Raw genomic sequence first — 22317 nt, 5'->3', positions numbered from 1 at the left:
CTCTATCTCTGCTTTTGAAAAAACACCTCTTAATCAACTACTTAACAACACACAAATACAAATGCCGGAAAATAACATTTGTAACCAATTGAAAACCTTTTAATTATACTTGGACACTAATGGTGCCAGATATAGAATTCTCAATGGCAAGCCAGTAAGCATCGAAGATGCTAATAAGTATGATTTATCAAAAATTATAGAGCTGATATACACTTCAGATTACGAGATAAGCTCGGATAACGGTAAATTGTTATCACTAACCAGACGTAATAATATTGCTATTGGAAATGCTATTCCTGGACATGAGGAGGCAAAGGCCTATGAAGATGGTAGCCATCAGTTACTATGGATGTCTACACAACAAAAGGTAAAGATAATTTCGGAGCTGTTGTTGTTAGCATCTAATGATAAGCTAAAGGTTGCAACAAGTTTTATTAGTATTCACGGACTAAGTTTTACTCTCTTAAAAAGGACCTTTCTTTTATCACCACTTTTATTCCTTGCCGGCATGATTGGGAAAGAATTTATAAGTGTTTCTATAAAATCACTTTCAGATTATTTCTCACTTGGCACCTTCATTCTGAACATACTAGGTTTAACATAAATAAAAGCGAGAGTAAAGTTGCTCTCGCTTTTTAATACCACTTGCTCCAAAGACTTGCAGGAGCTGCGCACGCTACGAGCGTCTGTTCCAGAGGCCTCAGCTAAAAGATTACTCCCCTACCGGCGCATAATCCACCACAAAAACATCCTCCACAACCTTTAGTTGCCCCAGTAGCTGACCGAACTTCTTGTGTTCCGGGTGTGGCAGATACGCATCGCGGGTGGCGGCATCTGTAAAGGTAAGCTGGTACACATGCGTAAAGCCAAGGTTCTTATTTTCGGGGCTGTCGTTAATCCCGTGCTCGAAAGCTATAATACCCGGAATTTTATCCTTCAATCCGCTAAAAGCTTTGGTTACCTGGTCGATCTGTTCAGGGGTAGCACTAGGCTTGTACTTAAAAACTACAATGTGTCGCATTGGTTCTTTCTTTGAATTTTGGAAACCTGTGAGAAATACGATAGCAGAGATTATCACCACTATCAAACTTAAACCTGTTATTCTTTTCATACTAGCTGATTCTTGTGAGTTTATAATAACAAACGGTTGTTGTAGTAAGATAAAGATTATGAGTCTCACAACGACATAAAAAGATTTACCTCACGCTTTACATATTTCAGTCTTGTACACCTCCTGCCGCAGCCTTACCCCCTACAACGGCCCCAGCAGCCACTCCATCGCCTCCTGCTCCTCCTGGAAGGTGCGGTGGACCAGGTCGACGGTATAGTTTTGTCCTTTGTTTATCATTAGCTCTACCGCTTCATTATTTTCCTCGTATTGCGAAGGCAAACGGGCCATGCGCAGCAGCGAAGATTCAGCCAGCCGGGGGATGAATACCTGGAGGGTCCACTCCAGGTCGGTGGGTTCTATGGCCTGCATCAGGCGATCGTCGGCCAGCCAGCGGGTTAAGGAGTAACGGTCAATCAGGTCCAGGCAAAGCAGGAAGGTTTCTCTTAGTTCCGCCCCTTGCAGGTGTCCGTTCCATTTGGCAATTCCTAACTGAGCTTGCCTGTCATGGGAAATGCAGATAAAGCTGTTCTGAAAGTATACTTGCTTCATAAGTGCCTGGTATCCCGATTATAGAAGTAAAAAACTTCTCGGATACCATCTTTCTAAGATAGTACTGTTGCCGGAAATATAAAATAGCCGGGGTAAATTATTTCTAATACAGCAAGAAATGCCAACCGTGCCTGGCAGATACAGGATCAAATAACACTTCTACAGGCAGCTGCTTTGTACGGGGGAAAGCCTTGTAGCCCCTGTTATGTTTTAGCCGGTTTCGGTTTGCCAGCCGCCATTGCTGGCTGGAGCAGAGACTGTGGTGGCAGGTACAGCAGGCCCGCAACAGCAAAAAGAATGCGGCTCTGCTTACAAAGCAGGAGCAAAGGCTATGGAGGGAGGTGCAGATGCTTTCCGGTGTATATACAACAGAGAGGCAGCTTAACAGCTAAGGTGCGCCATCTTCTGCTGCTTAACTTAAAAAGGCTTCAGCAGCCACTCCATCGCCTCCTGCTCATCCAGGAAGTCCCGGAAAGCCAGGTCCATGTCATAGCTGTGTCCTTTGTCTATCATCATGTCTACTGCTTCACGGTTCTCCTCGGAGAAGGAGGGTAGCCGGGCCATACGCAGGATCGAACTGGCGGCAATTTGCGGTACAATTACCTGGAGGCTCCATTCCAGGTCGACGGGGTCGATTGATTGCATCTTCCGGTCATCGGCCAGCCAGCGCGTTAGTGCATAACGGTCTACCAGTTCCTGGCACAACATATAAGCTTCTCTTAATTCCGGGCCCCGCAGGTGTCCTCTCCATCTGGCAATACCCAACTGCAGTTCTAAATCGTAGGTAAGGCTGATAAAGCTATTCTGAAAATATACTTGCATCATAAAAATCCAGATATCCCGAAGATGGAAACAATAATTTTCTAAGATATCACCCGCCCAAGGTAGTACAGATATTGGAAATATAAAACAAGAGAGACAAATATTTATCTAAAAAGTGAAAGTAGCTGCCGCATCGCCCCTTCCCAGGCAAAAACAACAGCATCAAGAAACAACCTGAGCGGCTATCCTGGATTACAGACAGCCGCTCAGGTTATGCAGGTACAGCTTATAGCCTCTGTTATTCCCGTGTTACTACTACTACCGCAACGCGGCGGTTGAGCTGCCGGCCTTTAGCGGTTTCGTTTGTAGCTCTGGGGGCAGTTTCGCCCATTGGCTCTATGGATATACGTTCTCCTGCTATGCCTCCTTTTTCGGTAAGCCAGTTTTTAACGGCATTGGCACGTTCAGCAGAAAGCTCTTTGTTGTACTCGTTGCTGGCACGGGCATCGGCATGGCCAAAAATGCGGAGTTGCTTCTGTTGGGGAAGGCTTTTTATTTCGTCAGCTATCTGCTGCAGTTTCTTCTCGCCCTCCGGCCTGATCTGCGCCTTGTCGGTATCAAACAGCAGGCGGTCATCCATAGAATAAATATTGTACTCTTTCTCTTCCCGCTTCTCTATGTCGGAGCCCTGCAGGTCGGGGTCTTCCACTACGGGGGCTTCCCAGTTAATGTTATTCCAGAAATCCTCTCCTACATCTTTTATTTCTACGGCGTCCGCCTCTATTCTTCCGCGTTCATCAGGATACATAACGGCTGTATCTGCGGTGGCATCAGCCAGAGAATCATTCTCAACCTCGCCCTTCGGATCGTTGCAGGCAACTGTAAAGCCGAAGCTAATTAAAATGAGTATACTACTTTTTTTCATAGTTATAGTTATTGGTTTGTAGTAAACCCTACGTAGTGCACCCGGCATGGTTTTTTGCTTGCCTGCTCCACCACCTTCCTGGGTTCCTGTTTTTACAGTACCCGTTTGCTTATTTTCGCCGAAAACTGCCATATTGACCCTGTTTATTCGTGATAAGCATTAGAATAAGCCAAATTGACTTATTGTAAGATGCCTGAAATGCAAAAAGAAGTGCAAAAGAGTATGGCACCTGATTTGCAATAGGGTACACGAACAAGAAAGAGGAGATCGAAATGAAACTTATAAAAGATAAAGAATTCTTACGCAATATTGCGCAGCACATCGATCTGCTGAATACAGTAGGTGGTGGTATAAGCGAAACATACGTAGAAGTAAAAAAATACAGGAAAGGTGCCGTTATCCAGGTGAAGGCGGCAGGCGTTATTCCGGAGGCATTTAAAGTGTTGCTGCACAACAACCAGCTAAGCATTATGTCGGTGTTGCAGAACCAGGAAAAGTCAGGGGTGGGCGTTCCGCTCTTTGCGCAGACATTTGTACTGCCTCCGGAGGTCGATGTAACAGGCATTGAAGCGGTACACCAGGAAAGCGCTTTGCAGATACGGCTACCGTACCATGATGCAGCCAATAATCCGAAAGAAATCGAGATTAAGACATTGTAAGGGATAACCAGCAATACAAACAGAAAGGGATACTGTGCTACACAGTATCCCTTTCTGTTTGTATTGCTCTTAAATAAAGCGGGCTTTAATAATAGAGGTAAGAAAATCGTACACCTCAACGGTTTCTTTATCAAAAGAGAAGGTGTTATACCGGTCTGCGTTTATCTTCATTACACGGCATCCGTTCTCGATCATCATATAGATCAGTTCCCGCAAACGGTACGGATGACCTGCAATGTTCAGGGCGCAAATGGCATCTTTGCTCTCTACATGCAGAAACATGTGTTCCACATGGTTTTCGTCGGTCATAATATTTTTGTCAGCCATAGAGGTGCTTTGCTTTGGATTCTGTATTAAAACCACAACCGCTACCTAAAAAGTGCCTTTCCGTTTAAATTCCTGCTCATTTCTAACGATCGTTCTGTTGTTTTTTTTCTGCTGCACCAGCCTCCACAGTCGCTGCTCCTCACAAACTGTGGCAGATGGCAGCGCGAGCATCAGCGGCGGGGATGTTCTTTGCGCCAGCCCACTACCAGCAGAATAAACCAAACCGGGTAAAATGGAGTGAACACGGCAGCCAGGTAGGGGTCTACGGCAAACGAAAGGACAACCTGGAGCAGCAGGTTAACAAGAACACCAGCAAAAGCTATTTTGTAGTACTTATTCCATTTTTTCATAAGCCTCTATACGGGAGCATCCGGTGTGGGTAGAACAGGCGTTACTACCAGTGAACAACATAAGGGGTATGTGCAATAGCAGCTGGCAAACTGGGGACATCTCAAAAAAAGCACCCGGACCTGATCAGATCCGGGTGTTCATTAACCTGAATGCTTGTTCACGGGTTATCTTCTTTTCCAGTATCAGAGGCGGATCGTCCTCTTTTGCAATTACCAGAAGATACCTGTTATTGTTATCATGGTAGTAAATCAGCGTTGTAAGATTTTCGTAACAGGTACTAAAAATCTTGCGCAGCTTTTTTCTGCCCATTTTGTAATATTCTAATCCTATATTTCTTAAATACTTCATATACCATCTTATTACTAGTATTCTAACGCTGTTTCAGCTGTTTTATGTTACAGTTTCTTGCCCTATTCCAATTAGATTCTTCTGAAATTAACAATATTATCGCCTTTTTAGCATTTATGGCCGTATGGGAAACAAAATGCCGGGAATATAATTTTTCAAATTGTGCAGCAGCCATATGCCTCCAGATAATAAAAAAAAGCCTCCGCCGTTAGCAGAAAACCAAGGTAATTTTACGCGAAGGCAGAGGCTTCTCCTGCAGTCTTCTTTAATATAAAATGAGTGGTGAGGCATATTAGGAATGGAATTTGCATAGTATAGTAATGCTAACAGGAGTGGGTATGCTTGCAGCCAGGATGATCCTGCATTGCAAAAGCACGGATTAATGTGCTGCCGGAATAAAGGTATTGCCCATGCAGGCAGTTGTAGCCTCACTGGTGGGAGTACCAGGTTACTTCCGCAACAGCACCTGCAAAAGAAATTTACTGCTCCAAAAGCCACCGATAGATGAACACTCCGGAAAAGCAAGGCCGCCTGTATGGGCTCTTTTACTTTTTAGTTTTTGAGGTTGTGGTGTATAACGGGCTTAAGCTTCTGCTGTCGGGTATGGGGCAGCAGGACCAGCTGCAACCGGAGAATACAGTGGTGCCGAACTGGGTTAAAGCCGTTACGTTTATACTTTTATATATTTTGTGCCTTTTGGTGGCCGTAATGGTGATAAGCAGTGTAGTGCCGGGTAAATACCGGAAGCAGCTGATGCAGTGGGTATACCTGGCCTTGGGAGGCATGGTGATCATGCTTTTCCTGCTCTTTAACTAAACATTACAAAGAAAAACAGCAAACAAAGTTTCATGAAACGAATAACAGTTTTCTTCCTTTTAATTTTATTGATGGCAGCGGAGGCTGGCGCCCAAAACGTTCCGCGTAAATCGCGGCCTGATTTTATCATACTGCGGAGCGGAGAGGCCATTTATGCAGATAAGGTGCAGTATAAGTCGCCAATCTTTAAATCAAACCATTTCCTGCTCGACGACTCGCTGAAGTATCCTATTGAAATGGTAAATACTTACCAGAACCAGGAGGGGTATTTTACGCGCATATCCTACGGTGGTCACAAAGATGCCTTTGCGAAACGTATACTGGAAGGGCCGCGCATTTCAAAGTTCTACTCGATGCGCACAGAATACAACTACAGCCCGTATGGCTATGGGTATGGCTATGGCATGCCCTTTAACAATCGCCGCCGCATCTACTACTTTTCAAAAGACAACGGGCCGCTTTATGAGCTTACGCTGAATAACCTGGAGCAGGCTTTGGCCGATAGCCCTTCGTCGATGACGCTGCTGAAAAGGCACAAACGCAACAAGCTTATTTATACAGGCATGTCTATTGTAGGGGCAGGCGTGCTTACGTATGGCATTCTTCATACAGGAAATGATGCGCGTTCTACTCCAAACGGGTTTCCGGGTGTATCGCCCACCGTATATGCCGGTGCAGGCCTGATTGCGCTTCCGTTTGTAATTCAGCTCTTCCAGAAGGATAAGCTCACGCAGGCCATGGAGGTGTATAACTATGAACTAAAGCAGTAGTAAGCACAGCAGCTCCGGCTGTTGTTTCGTTTCGGTTGGAAAGGCAATACAAGAAGTAAAAGCAACGTTTAAGCAGCAGAACATTTATGCTTATGATTACAACCGTACCAGCCTCCGCAGCCAAGGCAAAGCGGCGCCTGCTTTTTGCTGTAAATGCCGCTGTTATTTGTTTCCTGCTTGCCAGCCTTGCCTCCTGCACCAGCACCTCGCCACAGTTCGGGCAGCGCGGTTATACCGAAGAGGGCAAAGCTTCATATTACAGCAGGAAACTGCAGGGCCGGAAAATGGCAAACGGAGAACCGTACCGGCGCAATAAAATGACGGCCGCGCACCGTACGCTCCCCTTCGGAACGAAAGTGAAAGTAACCAACCTGAACACCAAAAAGACCGTGAAGGTGAAAATTACCGACCGTGGTCCTTTTGTAAAAGGCCGGATTGTAGACTTGTCGGAAGCAGCGGCAAAAAAGCTCGATTATACCCAGGCAGGCATAGCGCCCGTAAAGGTAAAAGTTGTTCGGGCAGCAAAACCTAATCCCTGATTTTCAGGTATGTAACTTCAACAGCAATGCTTGCATGATAGAAACAGCTTTTGGCAGTTAAAAAACAGCTGTTCTCTAAATTCTCTGTAATTTCAGCTTGCTATCTTTAAATTATTACGTATTTTTGTACATGGCAAAACTGTGGCATCCATACCGAATAGCACTACCTGTAGTAGCTTTGTTGCTGGTTCTGGCAACATCGGTTCCTATTGTGTCCATGCATAAAGATTGCCGCGTTTCTTCTGCCTGTACCGCCTCTGCTACACCAGGTACAACGTGCAAGTCTTCTGACAAAACAACTGCTGTAGTAGCCGCTAAAGAGGCGGCTAAGCCCCGGCAGAAAAAGTCGGTGTTTGATGCCGATGCACTGGAAAGACCGATTTCCTTTTTCAAAGACCTTGTCTCCGCCGACGGCAACAACGAGGAGGAAAGAGATATCGCACCACAGGCCGATACACTTGTGCTTGCCGTTAAGGCACTGGCCGCCACCCTGCTTTCTACCATCATTTAAGGTTTCGTTTAAGCAATAACTGACAGCGCCTGCACAAGGTGGCTGTACCTGCTTGCCTCTCCTTTTTCAGCTGTTCCGGTTTCTGTCTCCGGTAGTTGCCGCAGTACCGGGTCCAAAGTTTTTTTCAGGGGGATGGAATCAAAATGCGTTTTTTTGCATTTCCACTATAGAAGCGTAAGGCGCGTAACAGCACCTCATGATTCATGTTGTTTGTTTAAGGTTTTAAGGCCGGAGAAGTATCTCCGGCTTTACTTTTTTATACCGGCCTCACCTGCTGCTCTCCCTTTCACGCAATATCTACCCCTGCTTCAGCTGTTTCGCAAAAAAATGAGCAGCAGCGGCTGTGGTGGCAGCTGCAGCAGAATTTAAGCAATTTTTTGCCGCTATAAAAAATCAGTCAGCAGCGCCAGCAGGAGCCCCAGCAGCGTGGCAATCAGTTTGTTCCGGTTGAAGTAATGGTCGGGGCTTGTTTCGAAGAGGATGGTAGTGGAAATATGCAGGAAATTACCCGCTACAATACCGGTCAGGGCGGTGTAAACCATGCCTTCGCCGGCTTGTTCGGCCAGCAGGGTATTGCTGAAGATGATGCCCAGCGGCGCGCCAATGGCAAAAATCATCAGCCAGGAAAAGGCCTTTTTAAAGCTGCCCAGCCGCGACAGCAGCACCGACATAAGCGCAAAGGCTGCAGGCACGTGGTGTATGGCCACGCCCAGCAGTACGGTATAAAAGCTGCTCCGCTCATGGATGTGGCCGGTATGGTGGTTCCCGCTTTCTACCAGGATACTGCCCTCCAGGAAAGAGTGGATGAACAGGGAACCCAGCAACAGGTACGGCATTGAACTGATGTGCCCGTGGTCGTGCACGTGCATGTGGCCATGCTCCACGCCATGCGAAAACAGCTCCAGCACCAGCTGCAGGAAGAAACCGGCCAGTACCCAGTAGCCCACGGCATGCGGGTTGGCATTGGCCAGGAGCACATCGGGCAGCAGGTGGATAATGGTGATGGTAAAGAGGTAAGAACCGCTAAAGGCCAGCGCCATCTTCAGCCACCGCCGGTTGTCGGGCGGAAAGGCTTTTACCAGGAAGCTGGAAAACACCACCGTAAAAAACAGGACAAATATGGCAACTATCATGTGAGCTTGCGTTTTTATTTTTTCAGCACAAAGATCATCCGCTCGCTTTGTCCGGCGTTGTAAGGGTTGAGCTGGTAATCGCCGAATACATCCACGAGCCGCAGGTGTGCCATGCCAAAGTATTCCATAAAGTCTTCTTCGCGCAGGGCCCTCACCCGCTCTTCAAAATAAAACTCCTGCCCCTGGTCTGTAAACGAAATCTTTTTCACGATAAAGTCATGCTCAACGCCCCGGTCGATGTGGAACGTGATGCCCTGTACCTGCTTCTCTTCGTGCGCCACCAGGTTCGAGATGGTGCGTTCGGTGTTCATGAAGTCGATCACCAGCTTGCCGCCATGTTTGAGTGAGTTGGCCGTAGCCAGAAGGGCCACCACGTTTTCCGTTTCGGTATCGAAGTAGCCAAAGCTGGTAAAAAGGTTCAGGATAAAGTCGAAGGTTTCGGGACGGTATTCTTCGCGCATGTCGTGCTCCTCGAAATGCAGCCGCTCGTTTTCGAACTGTTTGGCAAACCGGATGCTTTCTGCCGAAAGATCGACACCTGTTACATCGTAGCCTTTCTGGTTCAGGTACAGGGCGTGGCGGCCTTTGCCGCAGGCCAGGTCGAGAATCTTTTCGGTAGGCTTTGGGTGCAGGTAGGTCAGCAGGTTATCGATAAAATGCTGTGCATCCTGCTCGTCGCGGTTGCTGTAAAGGATGTGGTAATAGGGCGAGTCGAACCACGTACTAAACCATTCTTCCTGTTGTGTGCCGGTGCCGTGCATTGTCTAAAAGCAATTAAGTTGCAAATATAAACTTAAATTCCGGACAAACTACCGCTGCTTTCCAGGATAGCTGACAATCCTGCTGCAAAGAAGTGTTTTAGCGGGAGCAGAGGGAGTGGTGGCAGCTGCAGGTAATAAAATGATGGGGCATAAGCAGGAGAGGCTGTGGTGGCAGGTGCAGTAAAGATTTTAGCAGGCTTAGGGCATAAAAAAAGCCTGCGGCAACTGGTGTACAGCGGCCACAGGCTCCTTTCGTATAGCGTTACGGACTTAGTGTTCTACCGCTTCGTGGTGATCGGCACCCTCAACTTTGTTCGTTTCTGCTCCTTCTCTGATGCTGTCGCCCTGGTGTAACATTTCGTTTGCGCCCGGGTCGTGGTTAGGCAGTACTTCCTGCTCATGCGATGCGCCATGCACTTCGTTTACATTGCCAATGTTGTGCGTGTTTCTTGTTCCTGGCTGCACAAAATCAACCGACACCTTTTCGCCTGGGCGCTGGTCTTTCGGGGTGTCGCATGAAACCATTGCTAAACCGCATACAGCGGCAAAAACTGCTAGTACGTTCTTATTCATTGTTATTCTTGTTATCAAATTTATAAACAGCTGTCACTTCTTCTCTGGCAGCTCATTTTATCAGCTTATCCTACGATAAAAATCAGGTAACGGTAAAAAGCTACGCAAGCAGGTTCTTGCGGCGCAGCATCGATTCCATTAGTTTAATGTCGTTGGGGCTGTTGAAGATGCGGTAAGGCAGGTGAATAAACACAGGCACCTGGAACGTGCGGGCCAGCCAGCCTTTAAAACCGCCAGGCAGCTGCTCTCTGCCCGGCTCCTTCAGCCATAGCATAAACGCATCGTCTTTGGGAGTGGCCGACTTAACCATGTCCCAGGGCAAAGCGGCGCCTTCGCGCTCGTTGCGTTTCATGAGGATCTGCTTCTGGTCTATCTCGTAAGTGAGGCGCTCAAAAAGCGGGTTGCCCTGGTCTACCTGCGTTACCCCCAGCACCTGGGCGGAGCGTACCAGTATAAACAGGATGGTAATAACAACTGCCGCCGCTACCCACCACCACGAGAAGCTGAAAATGGCCGGCAACAGGAACAGTACCAGCGGGATAAGCGCATACCACCAGTCTTTTCGCCACACCTGTTTCAGGGCGATGCTGGTGTACATCTCTTTGTCGAGCTGGTATTTTTTTGTGCGGATGGCCAGCGGGGATGAGCCCTGTGGCGACCGGAAACCACGTTGATTTGGTTGCTGCATAAACTATTAAACTACTATCAAAAATTACTTTCTCCGCAAACGCTTCTTCCCAACCTCCGGGCTGCAGCACGCAAGCCTAGTAATCAGCCTTAGGAACAGCAAAGGTACTTTAAAATTTAATATGCTTTCAGGCTAAGGTCTAAACTTCTGATAGAATGGGTAAGGGCGCCCACCGAGATAAAGTCCACGCCGCAACGGGCAACTTCGGCTATGGTGGCTTCGGTTATGCCGCCGGATGCTTCGGTTTCGTAGCGGCCGCCGATCAGCGCTACCGCCTCCCGCATCATTTCCGGCTTCATGTTGTCGAGCATAATACGGTCAATGCCACCTGTCTCCAGAGCCTCACGTACCTCATCGAGATTGCGTGTTTCCACCTCTATGCGCAGGTTTTTGCCTTTCTGCTGCAGGTAACGTTGTGTAGCAGTAATGGCCTCGCGGATGCCGCCGGCATAATCAACATGGTTGTCCTTGAGGATGATCATATCGAAAAGGCCGAACCGGTGGTTCCCGCCGCCGCCGATCAGCACGGCCCATTTCTCCATTATCCGGAAGTTCGGGGTGGTTTTACGGGTATCCAGCACTTTGGCTTTTGTGCCTGCTATGAGTTGGGTGAGTTTGTGCGTGTAGGTGGCGATGCCGCTCATGCGCTGCATGCAGTTGAGCACCAGCCGCTCGGCCGTCAGGATAGACTGGGCATTGCCTTTTACGGTTAAGGCCACGTCGCCGTAGGTTGCCGCTGCGCCGTCAGGCAGCAGCACTTCTACCTGCAGGTTGGGGTCTACGTGGCGGAAAATGTATTCTGCCAGTTCCACGCCGGCCAGTATGCCTTCGTCTTTTACCAGGAGGCGTGCCTGGTTCCGGGCATCGGCCGGAATAGAGGCCAAAGAAGAATGGTCTCCGTCGCCTACGTCTTCGGCCAGGGCGCGAGCGATAAACTCCTCTATGCTTTGTTCGGTCAGATATGTCGGTTTCACAGTGCAAAAATAAAAAAAGGCTCGGTATAAATGCCGGGCCTTTTTAAAAATCTCATTATTATCTGCTTAATCTTTTATAAAGTCTAGTTTCTGGATCGAATTATCCTTTAACAAGACCACCACCGTATAGCTCCCGTTCCGCGAAGCATAGGTGCCAATGGCGTAGCGCTGTCCTTTGTCGGAGGCGCCCTGGTGGCTGTAGGTAAAATCGACCGGAGGGTTTTTGCCGAAAAAGTTTTTCATGACAAACTCGGCCTGTGTGTTGCTGTAGCTGGTGGCTTCTCCGCCTTCCAGCGAAATGGCGACCACACTGCTGAAGTTCCGTGCCAGATCTTTGGATGAGCCGGTTTTAATTGCAGACTTTACACTACCAAACGCATCGTTCTGGGCAATAGCCTTGCCGGAAGTTAAAAACACGATGCTTAAGAAAAGGGTAAAGACTACTGCAATTTGTTTAAAGTTTTTCATAATAGATAGTTGTGAACTCGCTTAGTCTGTAGCTAAAACTATGCCAAGTATAGCTGCATTTTTCACTTTAAAATTAACAGGATTATCCGGACAAATACAAGCCAAAGCCGGCGGTGCAACAGTCGAGGTGGCTTTGGTTTTGCTTTTTCCTGCTGTTATATGGCTGAGAAAGTTGTGAATTCTGGAGGAATAAACCGATATTTATGTTATAATTACCTGACCAACATTTTAGTGAGCGGCCTGTTTATTAAACAGCTGCTAAAAATTTATTACTTACATTTGCGACATGAATAAAAAGGTTCTTTTAGTAATTCTGGATGGGTGGGGCATTGCCACAAATCCGGAGGTTTCGGCCATTAACAAAGCCAACACTCCATTTTATGATTCAATTCTTCAGAAGTACCCAACCAGTAAACTGCAGGCTTCCGGCGAGGCCGTAGGATTGCCGGAAGGGCAGATGGGCAACTCGGAGGTTGGTCACATGAACATCGGGGCCGGCCGCGTGGTGTACCAGGACCTGGTACGGATTAACAAAGCGATTGCGGAGCATAAACTGGCTGCTATGCCTGCCCTGGCCAATGCCTTTCTTTTTGCCAAAGAGGAGCAGAAGGATGTGCACCTGATCGGGCTGGTGTCGGATGGCGGCGTGCACTCGCACATCGACCACCTGAAGGCGCTTTGCTCGGTAGCCGCCGATTATGGCCTGTCGAAAGTATATATCCATGCCTTTACCGATGGTCGTGATACCGACCCGAAGGGTGGCGTGAAATATATCAACGACCTGGAGCAGCACCTGGATAAATCCACGGGTACCGTTGCCTCTGTTGTGGGCCGCTACTATGCCATGGACCGCGATAACCGCTGGGAGCGCGTGAAACTGGCCTATGACCTGATGGTGCATGGTACAGGAACCCCATCGCAGAACATCATCAAGTCGATGCTCGATTCCTATAACGAAGGCGTGACCGATGAATTTGTCAAACCAATCGTGAAGGTGAACGACCAGCAGGAACCGGTTGCTACGATTAAAGATGGCGATGTGGTTATCTGCTTTAACTTCCGCACCGACCGTGGCCGCGAAATTACCCAGGCCCTGACGCAGCGCGACTTCCATGAGCAGAACATGCACAAGCTGAACCTGCGCTACATTACCCTTACCAATTATGATGAGTCTTTTGTTGGCGTAGAACCTGTGTTCGAAAAGGATAACCTGAACAACACGCTGGGCGAGGTGGTTTCCAAAGCAGGCCGTACGCAAATCCGGATTGCCGAAACAGAAAAATACCCGCACGTTACCTTCTTCTTCTCGGGTGGCCGCGAAACGCAGTTTGATGGCGAGAAACGCCTGCTTTGCCCGTCGCCGAAAGTAGCCACTTACGATCTGCAGCCTGAGATGAGTGCCTACGACATCCGCGATGCCATTGTGCCGGAGCTACAGAACAAAACAGCCGATTTCATCTGCCTCAACTTTGCCAACCCCGACATGGTGGGCCACACCGGTGTGTTTGAGGCTGCCGTTAAAGCCTGCGAGGTAGTTGATTCCTGTGCCCAGACTGTGGTGAGTACGGCACTCGACAATGGTTACGACACCATTGTAATAGCCGACCATGGCAATGCCGATATGATGATTAACCCGGACGGCACGCCGAATACTGCACACACGACTAACCTGGTGCCTTGCATCCTGGTAAGCAACGACTATACCGGCAAGCTGTCGGATGGCAAGCTGGGCGACCTGGCTCCTACTATCCTTGACCTGATGGGCATAGAGCAGCCGGAAGAAATGACTGGAACCTCGTTATTAAACAAAGTACCATCACTTGCTTAAGCGTAAAGCCTTATACTTCTTTGGCTTATTGATAGCCACAGTAGCTTGTGAGAAGCCAGCGCCGCCCACATCTGCCAGGGCGGCGGCTTCTTACAACCTGACTGACTGGCTGCAGCAGCAAACCCAGCAGTTGCAGGCAACACAGCCGATGGTGCTGAAATCGGTAAAAACAGCCGGCAAACCTGCCGAAACCATCGAAACCTCGCAGGTGAACTGGGAAAATGAACTGGCTGCTTTTCAGGCTGTGGATCTGAGCCGGCCGGCCCTGAACGATTTATACACCGAAAGCCGCAAAACACTGGAAAACGGCAATACCGAAATTACCTTCACCAAATCGGAGGTGGCTGCTACGCCCGTGCAAACACTGCAACTGCAGGTAACTCCGTCCGGGCAGCTGCAAAGGCTGGAAGCCCGGGTGCTGGAGAAGAACATGCTCTTTTATTCCAGGCGGAACATGCTGCTCCTTACCAATCCCGCCAATGGCAACCTGGCCAGCTACCGGATAGAGGGAGTGCAAAAGCTGATCCTAGGCGATTCGCTGCACTACTACGTGGATGCCAATCTCTGATTTTTTCCCCTTCTCCTGTTCCGATTGAACTTTTTCGTTACCTGGTAACTGTTATTTCAGTATATTGCTTTACTGAGCCTGTGTCAAAACCGGGCTTTTTTATCAGGTTTTATCTCTCAGTTGCCTCATGCGTGCCATTTTTTTAACTATCCTGTTATGGAGTGCTGCACTGGCTGGATATAGCCAGCAGCAAACAGCCTCCGCAACGCAGCCCCTGCACGGACGCGCCTGTGGCACGACCGATGTTTTTCCGGATCTGCAGGTGCAGTATCCCGGTTTTGCAGAACGCCGGCAGGAAATAGTACAGGCAGTACAGGAGGGGCGGCAGCAAAGCCAGCAGCTAAAAAGACTGCAGCAGGAACAGGCGCGCATTGTTATCCCGGTGGTGTTTCATGTGGTGTATAATTCTGAAGCAGAAAATATATCCAACGAACAACTCCTGTCGCAGCTGAATATCCTGAATGCTGATTTCGGGAAGAAAAATGCCGATACTGTAAATACGCCTGATTACTTTAAGGCGCTTGCTGCCGATACAGGCATAGAGTTTTGCCTCGCTTCGCTTGACCCGGAGGGCAACCCGACCAACGGCATTACCCGCACCAGGACCAGCAAGACCACGTTCTCTTCGTTCAGCAACGATGTAATGTTTACGGGCACAGGCGGCATCGATGCCTGGAACAGTAACCAGTACCTGAATATCTGGGTTTGCCGCATCGGGAGTGTGGTGGCAGGCGAGGTAGTGGGCTACGCCAACCCGCCCGGCTCTCCGGCGGCCATTGATGGTGTGGTGCTGCATTTTAATGCGGTTGGGGCGCCACCATATAATAATTACCGGTGGGCCTTTAACCTGGGGCGTACTGCCACCCATGAAGTCGGCCACTGGCTGGGCCTGCGGCACATCTGGGGCACCTCCGCCAACGCCAGCTGCTCCGACTCCGATGGCATAGACGATACGCCCAACCAGGCCGAAAGTACTACAGGTTGCCCGGCAGGCATGGTGGTTTCGTGTGGCAACGAACCGCACGGCAACATGTGGCAGAACTACATGGATTATACCGACGATGCCTGTATGAACCTGTTCACGCACGGGCAGGCGGCTTACATGCAGGCCGTGTTAACAACTGTACGCGCCTCCATCCTTACCTCGCCGGCCTGCACCGGGAATTTACTGGCCGATTTTGAGCTGACCAACCCGCAGGACACGCTGATAATAGCCGGCACGACCGTCACCTTCACCGATAAAACCACCGGCACCAGGCCCACTTCATGGCGCTGGCAGTTTGAGGGCGGCACGCCCGCCACCTCCACAGAACAGCACCCCACCGTTACCTACACCACCCCTGGCCGCTTCAGCGTGCGCCTCACTGCCTCCAATGGTGTCCTGACGGACACGCAAACCAAAGAGCAGTTTATTCAGGTAACGGTAAGTGCTGTAACGGTTTATCCGAACCCGGCCCGGGAGGTGCTGGTAATTGAGCAGCAGGCGCGTGAAGAGGTGCAGCAGGTAGAACTGGTTAACCGCATGGGGCAGACGGTGCTAAGCCAGGAGGTGAACGGGCGGGTAGCAAGGCTTCAGGTAAGTCACCTGGCTGCCGGCATGTACTTCCTGCGCGTACACAGTACGGATGGTGTTGAGATCAAAAAGATAGTTTTAGTGCGCTAAGCAAGAGCAGCAGCGGCTGTGGTGGCAGGTGCAGAAAGCTTTTTGCACCTGCCACCACAGCCTCTGCTCAACCATTTAACACACCCGTCGTCCCTCCGGAAACCAAACCAATCCGCCAAAATCCGTACAAGAGCAGCAGGAACCGCCTATGGTATGTTTTTAAATATTTAATTCTGGCACCAAAAAGGTAAGCACATTATTAATTCCGCTGAATTTCACTAATTTTGCGCAAGTTTTTGGATACGAATATCCTGTAAATGAAATATAACCTAGGTAATTGCACGCCTGCAACACGCTACGATGGGACTATTTAATTTTCTGACGAGTGATATAGCCATAGATTTGGGTACCGCCAATACCCTGATCATACATAACGATAAAATTGTAGTCGACGAGCCATCGATCATCGCTGTCGACCGCACTACCGGCAAAGTGCTGGCAATTGGGCGCAGCGCGATGCAGATGCACGAGAAAACGCACGAGAACATCCGCACCATCCGTCCGCTGAAAGACGGTGTAATTGCCGACTTTCACGCTGCCGAAGAAATGATCCGGGGCATGATCAAGATGATCGACACGGGGCGCAGGCTGTTTCAGCCCTCGCACCGCATGGTCATCTGTATTCCGTCGGGCATTACCGAGGTGGAAAAACGGGCCGTGCGCGACTCGGCCCAGCACGCCGGCGCCAAAGAGGTGTGGATGATACAGGAGCCGATGGCCGCCGCTATCGGTATCGGGATTGATGTGGAGCAGCCTATCGGGTCGATGATCGTGGACATTGGCGGTGGTACAACCGAGATTGCCGTGATCGCCCTTTCCGGTATCGTGTGCGACCAGTCTATCCGTATTGCCGGCGACGTGTTCACCAAAGATATCCTGGACTACATGCGCCGCCAGCACAACCTGCTCATTGGCGAACGTTCTGCCGAAAAAATCAAAATAGAGGTTGGGGCTGCCCTTACCGAAATCGAGAACCCGCCGGCCGATTACGAAATCCGTGGACGCGACCTGATGACGGGTATTCCGAAGGTAATCAAGGTAACGTACCAGGAAATAGCCATCGCCCTCGACAAATCTGTTTCTAAAATAGAAGAAGCGGTGCTGAAGGCGCTGGAGATTGCGCCGCCCGAACTGTCGGCCGATATCTACGACAACGGCATCCACCTGACAGGTGGAGGCGCCATGCTGCGGGGACTGGATAAACGACTTGCAGCCAAAACCAAACTGCCGATACACATCGCCGAGGACCCGTTAAGAGCGGTGGTGCGTGGCACAGGTGCAGCTATCAAGAATATCGAAGGCTTTAAAAATGTTCTGCTGACGTAACAGGCCCACATGCGGAATCTTTTTTTCTTTATCTACCGGTTCCGTGCGTTCCTGATCTTTTTATCCCTGGAAGTCCTGTGCGTTTTTATGCTGGTGCGTTACAACACGTACCAGGGGGCGGCAATCTTTAACTCTGCCACCACCTACGTAGGCTATGTGCTGGAATTCCAGAGCAGCGTGAAAGATTATTTCAGGCTGGCCTCCATTAACAATACGCTTGCCACCGAGAATGCGGCACTGCGTGCAGAGCTCATGAAATACAAAGACATAGAGCAGACCGACAGCCTGAATAAGATGACGGATTCGCTCTATGTTGTTACAGACTCTGCCAAGGCCCTGCCTTATATTCTGCATGCAGCCCGGGTTATCAACAACTCCATCAGGCGCACGAACAACTACCTTACCCTGTCGGTTGGCAGCGAGGCGGGCGTGCGCCCGGAAATGGGGGTAATTACCCCGGGCGGTATCGTTGGGCGGGTAAAAACCGTCGGGAAACGGTATTCCACGGTCACCTCTATCCTGCACTCCCAGATGCTGGTTTCAGCCAAGATCAAGCGCGATAATACTTCGGGCACTATCAGGTGGACGGGCGGCGACTACCGCACTGCCCTGCTCGATTTTGTGCCGCTGCACATTAAGCCTGCCATTGGCGATACCGTGGTTACCAGCGGTTACAGTACCGTGTTCCCCGAAGGTGTGATGATTGGCACCATCAGTAGCGTGGAGCGGGAGCCGGATAAAAGCTTTTATACCATAGAAGTAAAGCTGGCGGTAGACTTCGCCCAGCTTTCCTATGTGTATGTGGTAGAAGATCCGCACCGCGAAGAGCGCGAAAAATTAGAACGAGACGCAGGCATAAAATCCGATGAACCGTAAGTTTGGCTTCATAAATATCGTCCAGTTCGTCCTGTTCGTATCTTTCCAGATACTGTTCATGGACAGCCTGATCCTGTACAGCACAGCGTTCTGCTTTATCTATGTAGGATTCCTGTTGTTCCTGCCCCTTGGCATCAGCCGCGTCTGGATTTTGCTGCTGGGTTTTATCACGGGTTTCACCGTGGATGTGTTTTACGACACCATGGGCATACATGCGGCTGCCAGTGTACTGCTTACCTATTTAAGACCACATATTTTGAACCTTCTCACACCACGTGATGGTTATGATACTAGCGACACCGCCACGATTTATGCGATGGGCTGGCGCTGGTTTCTGGCATATGCGGTTATACTTATCCTCATGCACCATGCTGCCGTTTTTTTCCTGGAAGTTATCAGCTTCCGCGATGTATGGTACACGCTGCTTAAGATTGTAACCAGCACTATTTACACATGTCTGGTCATGGTGATAATACAATTACTGTTCTTCTCAGGTAAGAGAGCGAATAGATAAATGGACTATTTAGAAAACAGAAAGTACGTTATACAAACTATCTTCCTGGTAGTGGGTATCGTGTTTGCTATCCGGTTGTTCTATATTCAGGTAGTGGACAGCAGCTACAAGCAGGCTGCTGAGACAAACGCGATAAAAACCATTGTGCAGTACCCTTTCCGGGGATTGATTTACGACCGCAACGGGCAGTTGCTGGTACAGAATACGCCTGTCTACGACCTGATGATTGTGCCCAAAGAGGCCAAGAGCCCGGACTCGCTGCGCCTGTGCAGCCTCCTCAACATCACGATAGAAGACCTGCGGGAGCGTATTAAGAAAGCGAAGGCCTACTCTTATGTGAAGCCGTCTATCTTTTACCAGAAGCTCAGCACCGAGGAATTTGGCCATATACAGGACAACCTGATCGACTTTCCCGGTTTTTACATTAACGCCCGTACCGCCAGAGGGTACCCGCACCAAAGCCTGGCGCACGCGCTGGGCTACATTGCCGAAATCAGTCCGCGGGAACTGGAAGATACCACCTACAAAGGCTACCGCCCCGGCGACTACATTGGCAAGAGCGGTATAGAGCAGGCCTATGAAAAGTACCTGATGGGCAGAAGGGGTGTCAAGTACAAAATGGTAAACGTACGGGGTATCGAGAAGGGCTCTTTTAAAGACGGCGCCTACGATACGCTGGCCATAGCCGGTCAGAACCTGATCAGCACCATAGACCTTGACCTGCAGAAGTACGGCGAATTCCTGATGAATGGCGCAAAAGGCAGTATTGTGGCACTGGAGCCCTCAACAGGAGAAATCCTGACCTACATCTCCAGTCCGTTTTACGACCCGAACCTGCTGACAGGAAAAGAGTACGGCTCCAATTACCTGAACCTGCTCAAGGGCCAGGACAAGCCCATGTTCAACCGCCCGATTATGGCCAGCAGCAACCCGCCGGGCTCTATTTTTAAACTGGTGCAGGCGCTGATTGCGCTGGAAGAGGGGGTTATTACACCCGCTACGCAATTCTATTGCAACCGGGCGCTCGTAAACTGCCACAACCATAACTCGCCGCTGGACTTGTATGGGGCCATACAGCAGTCGTGTAACCCGTATTTTTACCAGACCTACCGGGCGCTCGTTAACCAGGGCAAATCACGAAACACCTTTAAAGACACCTCCATCGGGCTGGCGGAATGGCGGGAGCAGGTGCTGAGCTTTGGCTTTGGACAGAAACTGGGCATCGATTTGCCGAACGAGAAGAAAGGGATTGTGGCTTCGCCGGAGCTGTACGATAAAATTTATGGAAAAAACCGCTGGAAGTTTTCCACCATTTATTCGTTAAGTATCGGGCAGGGAGAACTGGGTGTTACGCCGCTGCAGATGGCGAACTTTATGGCTATTGTCGCCAACAAAGGCTATTATTACATGCCGCACATCATCCGTTCCATTGGCGAAGACGGGGAGCCCCTGCCGGAGTACCGGGTGCAGAATAAAACCACTGTAAACCCAAAGCATTATATTCCTGTTATAGAAGGTATGGCGGCAGTGGCCCGCAGAGGCGGAACGGCAGCTATCGCTAACCTCGAGCACCTGGGCATTACCATCTGCGGAAAAACGGGTACAGCCCAGAACCCGCAAGGTAAAGACCATGCCGTGTTTGTAGCCTTTGCACCAAAAGAAGATCCCAAAATTGCCATTGCCGTGTATGTGGAGAATGCCGGATGGGGCGGCTCCTCGGCTGCGCCTATCGCCAGCCTGATGATAGAAAAGTACCTGACCGATTCAGTGTCCAGAAAGAAAGTGGAGGAGTGGGTGCTGAGCCGCGAATATTTAAACATGAAGTAGAAGATGGCTGTAGAGCAGGGCGTATCGAAATATAAAATTGCTACCAGGAGCAGCAAGCGCATCTCCCGCAGGATTGCGCCCAACCTCGACTGGCTGACGGTTTTTTTGTATTTCCTGCTCGTGAGCTTAGGCTGGATGAACATCTATGCCGCCGTGTACAGCCCCGACAATGTGGTGAACATTTTCAGCTTCGATATCAACTCCGGTAAACAACTTGTCTGGATTGGCACTTCGCTGGTGCTCATCCTGGTGCTGCTGGTAGTGGATTACAAGATATACGAGCACCTGGCCTACCCTATTTACGGCTTCGTGATCCTGTTGCTGCTCTTTACCCTGGCGGTAGCTTCGCCTATTGCCGGCTCCCGGTCCTGGCTCGATTTAGGTGGAGGCGTGCGCCTGCAACCTGCCGAGCTGGCCAAATTTGCCACTGCGCTGGCGGCTTCCAAATTTCTGAGCACCTCGAACCTGCGGCAACAGCAATGGAAAGACCACATGATCCTGGCTGCCATCACGCTGCTGCCCCCGGCTATCATTATCCTGCAGAACGAAACGGGCTCTGCGCTGGTGTTTGCTGCTTTCGTAATTGCCTACTTCCGCGAAGGTATGTCGCCGCTCATCCTGGTGATTGGCGGGGTATCGGCTTTTATTTTTATCATGACCTTGCTGGTGCCCAAGCTCTACCTGATTATTGGCATTGTGGTGCTGATGGTGCTGGCTGTGTGGCTCGATTACCGCCTGATGCGCCGCCTCAAGATGATGGCCGCCCTGCTCCTGCTCATTGTAGGCATGGTGTTCAGTGTCGATTACTTTGTGAACGATGTACTGCAGCCGCACCAGCAGAACCGCATCAGAGCCCTCATCAACCCCGAAGCCGATCCGCTGGGCTTTGGCTGGAACGTAACGCAGTCTAAAATCGCTATCGGCTCGGGCGGTTTCTTTGGCAAAGGTTTCCTGGAAGGCACCCAGACCAAGTTCGACTTCGTGCCCGAGCAAAGCACCGACTTTATTTTCTGCACCATCGGCGAAGAGCATGGCTGGATTGGCAGTACGCTGCTCATTGCCCTGTTCATGGTGCTCCTCATCCGGATCGTGTACATTGCCGAACGCCAAAAGTCAGTGTTCGGGCGCACCTATGGCTACTGCGTGGCCTCTATCATCTTCTTCCATTTCCTGGTAAACGTGGGCATGACCATCGGGCTGGCGCCGGTAGTTGGTATTCCGCTGCCGTTCTTCAGCTACGGCGGCTCCTCGCTCTGGTCCTTCACCATCCTGCTCTTTATTCTGCTGGCCATCGATGCGTACCGCACGCAGGAACTGGTGCGGTCGAACAAGATGAACCGTTGATGGTCGTGATGGCGCTGATGCGTGTGATTTAAAGTTTGTCTGAATTAGGATTTACAGAATTTTAGAATTTTCAGGATTACATTCCGGTTACCTGCTTCCCTTAAAA

General features: G+C 49.9%; 27 protein-coding genes. 15 read left to right on the top strand and 12 right to left on the bottom strand.

Annotated elements, in window-relative coordinates; genetic code table 11:
* Positions 1-109: 109 nt before the first annotated feature.
* Positions 110-604: a hypothetical protein gene (locus DCW36_RS03985; RefSeq protein WP_125185439.1), complete on the top strand. Its 495-nt coding sequence runs from the start codon at positions 110-112 to the stop codon at positions 602-604.
* Between the two features lie 108 nt (positions 605-712).
* Here the strand turns inward: DCW36_RS03985 and DCW36_RS03980 are convergent, their stop codons facing one another.
* From DCW36_RS03980 to DCW36_RS03965, 4 genes are all read right to left on the bottom strand, one after another.
* On the bottom strand, positions 713-1021 hold the full coding sequence (locus DCW36_RS03980; protein ID WP_164891022.1) for a Dabb family protein: 309 nt from the start codon (positions 1019-1021) through the stop codon (positions 713-715).
* A 231-nt stretch (positions 1022-1252) separates the two neighbouring features.
* On the bottom strand, positions 1253-1660 hold the full coding sequence (locus DCW36_RS03975) for a hypothetical protein (protein WP_114782902.1): 408 nt from the start codon (positions 1658-1660) through the stop codon (positions 1253-1255).
* 417 nt (positions 1661-2077) lie between these two features.
* The gene (locus tag DCW36_RS03970; RefSeq protein ID WP_240676042.1) at positions 2078-2485 is read right to left on the bottom strand and encodes a hypothetical protein; all 408 of its coding nucleotides are present in this window, start codon (positions 2483-2485) and stop codon (positions 2078-2080) included.
* A 235-nt stretch (positions 2486-2720) separates the two neighbouring features.
* Positions 2721-3347: an OmpA family protein gene (locus tag DCW36_RS03965; RefSeq protein WP_164891021.1), complete on the bottom strand. Its 627-nt coding sequence runs from the start codon at positions 3345-3347 to the stop codon at positions 2721-2723.
* Between the two features lie 272 nt (positions 3348-3619).
* On the opposite strand from DCW36_RS03965, the gene DCW36_RS03960 reads away from it, so the two are divergent.
* A complete protein-coding gene (locus DCW36_RS03960) occupies positions 3620-4006 on the top strand; it encodes an Hsp20 family protein (protein WP_114782900.1) in 387 nt (128 codons plus the stop codon).
* Between the two features lie 69 nt (positions 4007-4075).
* Here the strand turns inward: DCW36_RS03960 and DCW36_RS03955 are convergent, their stop codons facing one another.
* Both DCW36_RS03955 and DCW36_RS03950 read right to left on the bottom strand, forming a co-directional pair.
* Positions 4076-4333 carry a hypothetical protein gene (locus DCW36_RS03955; RefSeq protein WP_114782899.1) on the bottom strand — a complete coding sequence of 86 codons (258 nt, stop codon included), beginning with the start codon at positions 4331-4333 and terminating at the stop codon, positions 4076-4078.
* A 170-nt stretch (positions 4334-4503) separates the two neighbouring features.
* Positions 4504-4683 carry a hypothetical protein gene (locus tag DCW36_RS03950; protein ID WP_114782898.1) on the bottom strand — a complete coding sequence of 60 codons (180 nt, stop codon included), beginning with the start codon at positions 4681-4683 and terminating at the stop codon, positions 4504-4506.
* Positions 4684-5536: 853 nt separating this feature from the next.
* On the opposite strand from DCW36_RS03950, the gene DCW36_RS03940 reads away from it, so the two are divergent.
* From DCW36_RS03940 to DCW36_RS03925, 4 genes are all read left to right on the top strand, one after another.
* On the top strand, positions 5537-5848 hold the full coding sequence (locus DCW36_RS03940) for a hypothetical protein (RefSeq protein WP_114782896.1): 312 nt from the start codon (positions 5537-5539) through the stop codon (positions 5846-5848).
* 32 nt (positions 5849-5880) lie between these two features.
* On the top strand, positions 5881-6618 hold the full coding sequence (locus DCW36_RS03935) for a hypothetical protein (protein ID WP_128396939.1): 738 nt from the start codon (positions 5881-5883) through the stop codon (positions 6616-6618).
* A gap of 92 nt (positions 6619-6710) precedes the next feature.
* On the top strand, positions 6711-7157 hold the full coding sequence (locus DCW36_RS03930) for a septal ring lytic transglycosylase RlpA family protein (RefSeq protein ID WP_114782894.1): 447 nt from the start codon (positions 6711-6713) through the stop codon (positions 7155-7157).
* A gap of 130 nt (positions 7158-7287) precedes the next feature.
* Positions 7288-7668, top strand: a complete 381-nt coding sequence (locus DCW36_RS03925; RefSeq protein WP_125185436.1) for a hypothetical protein — start codon at positions 7288-7290, stop codon at positions 7666-7668.
* Positions 7669-8051: 383 nt separating this feature from the next.
* On the opposite strand, the gene DCW36_RS03920 is transcribed toward DCW36_RS03925, so the two are convergent.
* The 6 genes from DCW36_RS03920 to DCW36_RS03895 form a co-directional block, all read right to left on the bottom strand.
* Complete coding sequence (locus DCW36_RS03920) at positions 8052-8801, bottom strand: ZIP family metal transporter (RefSeq protein WP_114782893.1); 750 nt, start codon at positions 8799-8801, stop codon at positions 8052-8054.
* 14 nt (positions 8802-8815) lie between these two features.
* Positions 8816-9562, bottom strand: a complete 747-nt coding sequence (locus DCW36_RS03915) for an SAM-dependent methyltransferase (RefSeq protein ID WP_114782892.1) — start codon at positions 9560-9562, stop codon at positions 8816-8818.
* 270 nt (positions 9563-9832) lie between these two features.
* Positions 9833-10135: a hypothetical protein gene (locus DCW36_RS03910; protein ID WP_114782891.1), complete on the bottom strand. Its 303-nt coding sequence runs from the start codon at positions 10133-10135 to the stop codon at positions 9833-9835.
* A 100-nt stretch (positions 10136-10235) separates the two neighbouring features.
* The gene (locus DCW36_RS03905; RefSeq protein WP_114782890.1) at positions 10236-10823 is read right to left on the bottom strand and encodes a hypothetical protein; all 588 of its coding nucleotides are present in this window, start codon (positions 10821-10823) and stop codon (positions 10236-10238) included.
* Positions 10824-10939: 116 nt separating this feature from the next.
* The gene (gene nadC, locus DCW36_RS03900) at positions 10940-11797 is read right to left on the bottom strand and encodes a carboxylating nicotinate-nucleotide diphosphorylase (RefSeq protein ID WP_114782889.1); all 858 of its coding nucleotides are present in this window, start codon (positions 11795-11797) and stop codon (positions 10940-10942) included.
* Between the two features lie 66 nt (positions 11798-11863).
* Complete coding sequence (locus DCW36_RS03895; RefSeq protein WP_114782888.1) at positions 11864-12265, bottom strand: DUF4783 domain-containing protein; 402 nt, start codon at positions 12263-12265, stop codon at positions 11864-11866.
* Positions 12266-12305: 40 nt separating this feature from the next.
* On the opposite strand from DCW36_RS03895, the gene DCW36_RS22460 reads away from it, so the two are divergent.
* The 9 genes from DCW36_RS22460 to rodA all read left to right on the top strand — a co-directional run bounded on the left by DCW36_RS22460 (position 12306) and on the right by rodA (position 22211).
* The gene (locus DCW36_RS22460; protein ID WP_164891020.1) at positions 12306-12443 is read left to right on the top strand and encodes a hypothetical protein; all 138 of its coding nucleotides are present in this window, start codon (positions 12306-12308) and stop codon (positions 12441-12443) included.
* Positions 12444-12551: 108 nt separating this feature from the next.
* Entirely contained in the window at positions 12552-14093 is a 1542-nt protein-coding gene (gene gpmI, locus DCW36_RS03890; RefSeq protein WP_114782887.1) for a 2,3-bisphosphoglycerate-independent phosphoglycerate mutase, read from the top strand.
* Positions 14086-14661, top strand: a complete 576-nt coding sequence (locus DCW36_RS03885) for a hypothetical protein (RefSeq protein WP_125185435.1) — start codon at positions 14086-14088, stop codon at positions 14659-14661. The genes gpmI and DCW36_RS03885 overlap by 8 nt, the downstream gene beginning before the upstream one ends.
* Before the next feature lie 127 nt (positions 14662-14788).
* Complete coding sequence (locus DCW36_RS03880; protein WP_114782885.1) at positions 14789-16324, top strand: M43 family zinc metalloprotease; 1536 nt, start codon at positions 14789-14791, stop codon at positions 16322-16324.
* A gap of 300 nt (positions 16325-16624) precedes the next feature.
* Positions 16625-17650, top strand: coding sequence for a rod shape-determining protein (locus DCW36_RS03875; protein ID WP_114782884.1), 1026 nt, complete (start codon positions 16625-16627; stop codon positions 17648-17650).
* A gap of 9 nt (positions 17651-17659) precedes the next feature.
* Positions 17660-18526 carry a rod shape-determining protein MreC gene (mreC, locus tag DCW36_RS03870; RefSeq protein ID WP_114782883.1) on the top strand — a complete coding sequence of 289 codons (867 nt, stop codon included), beginning with the start codon at positions 17660-17662 and terminating at the stop codon, positions 18524-18526.
* Positions 18516-19040, top strand: a complete 525-nt coding sequence (locus DCW36_RS03865; protein ID WP_114782882.1) for a hypothetical protein — start codon at positions 18516-18518, stop codon at positions 19038-19040. Before mreC ends, DCW36_RS03865 begins: the two co-directional genes overlap by 11 nt.
* Positions 19041-20867 carry a penicillin-binding protein 2 gene (gene mrdA, locus DCW36_RS03860; RefSeq protein ID WP_114782881.1) on the top strand — a complete coding sequence of 609 codons (1827 nt, stop codon included), beginning with the start codon at positions 19041-19043 and terminating at the stop codon, positions 20865-20867.
* 3 nt (positions 20868-20870) lie between these two features.
* The gene (gene rodA, locus DCW36_RS03855) at positions 20871-22211 is read left to right on the top strand and encodes a rod shape-determining protein RodA (protein WP_114782880.1); all 1341 of its coding nucleotides are present in this window, start codon (positions 20871-20873) and stop codon (positions 22209-22211) included.
* Positions 22212-22317 lie beyond the last annotated feature (106 nt).

Source organism: Botryobacter ruber, assembly GCF_003347595.2.
In the GTDB taxonomy this organism is placed as follows: Bacteria; Bacteroidota; Bacteroidia; order Cytophagales; family Hymenobacteraceae; genus Pontibacter; species Pontibacter ruber_A.
Note: the sequence above shows the minus strand (reverse complement) of the source record. Positions and strands in the feature narration are given on the sequence as shown.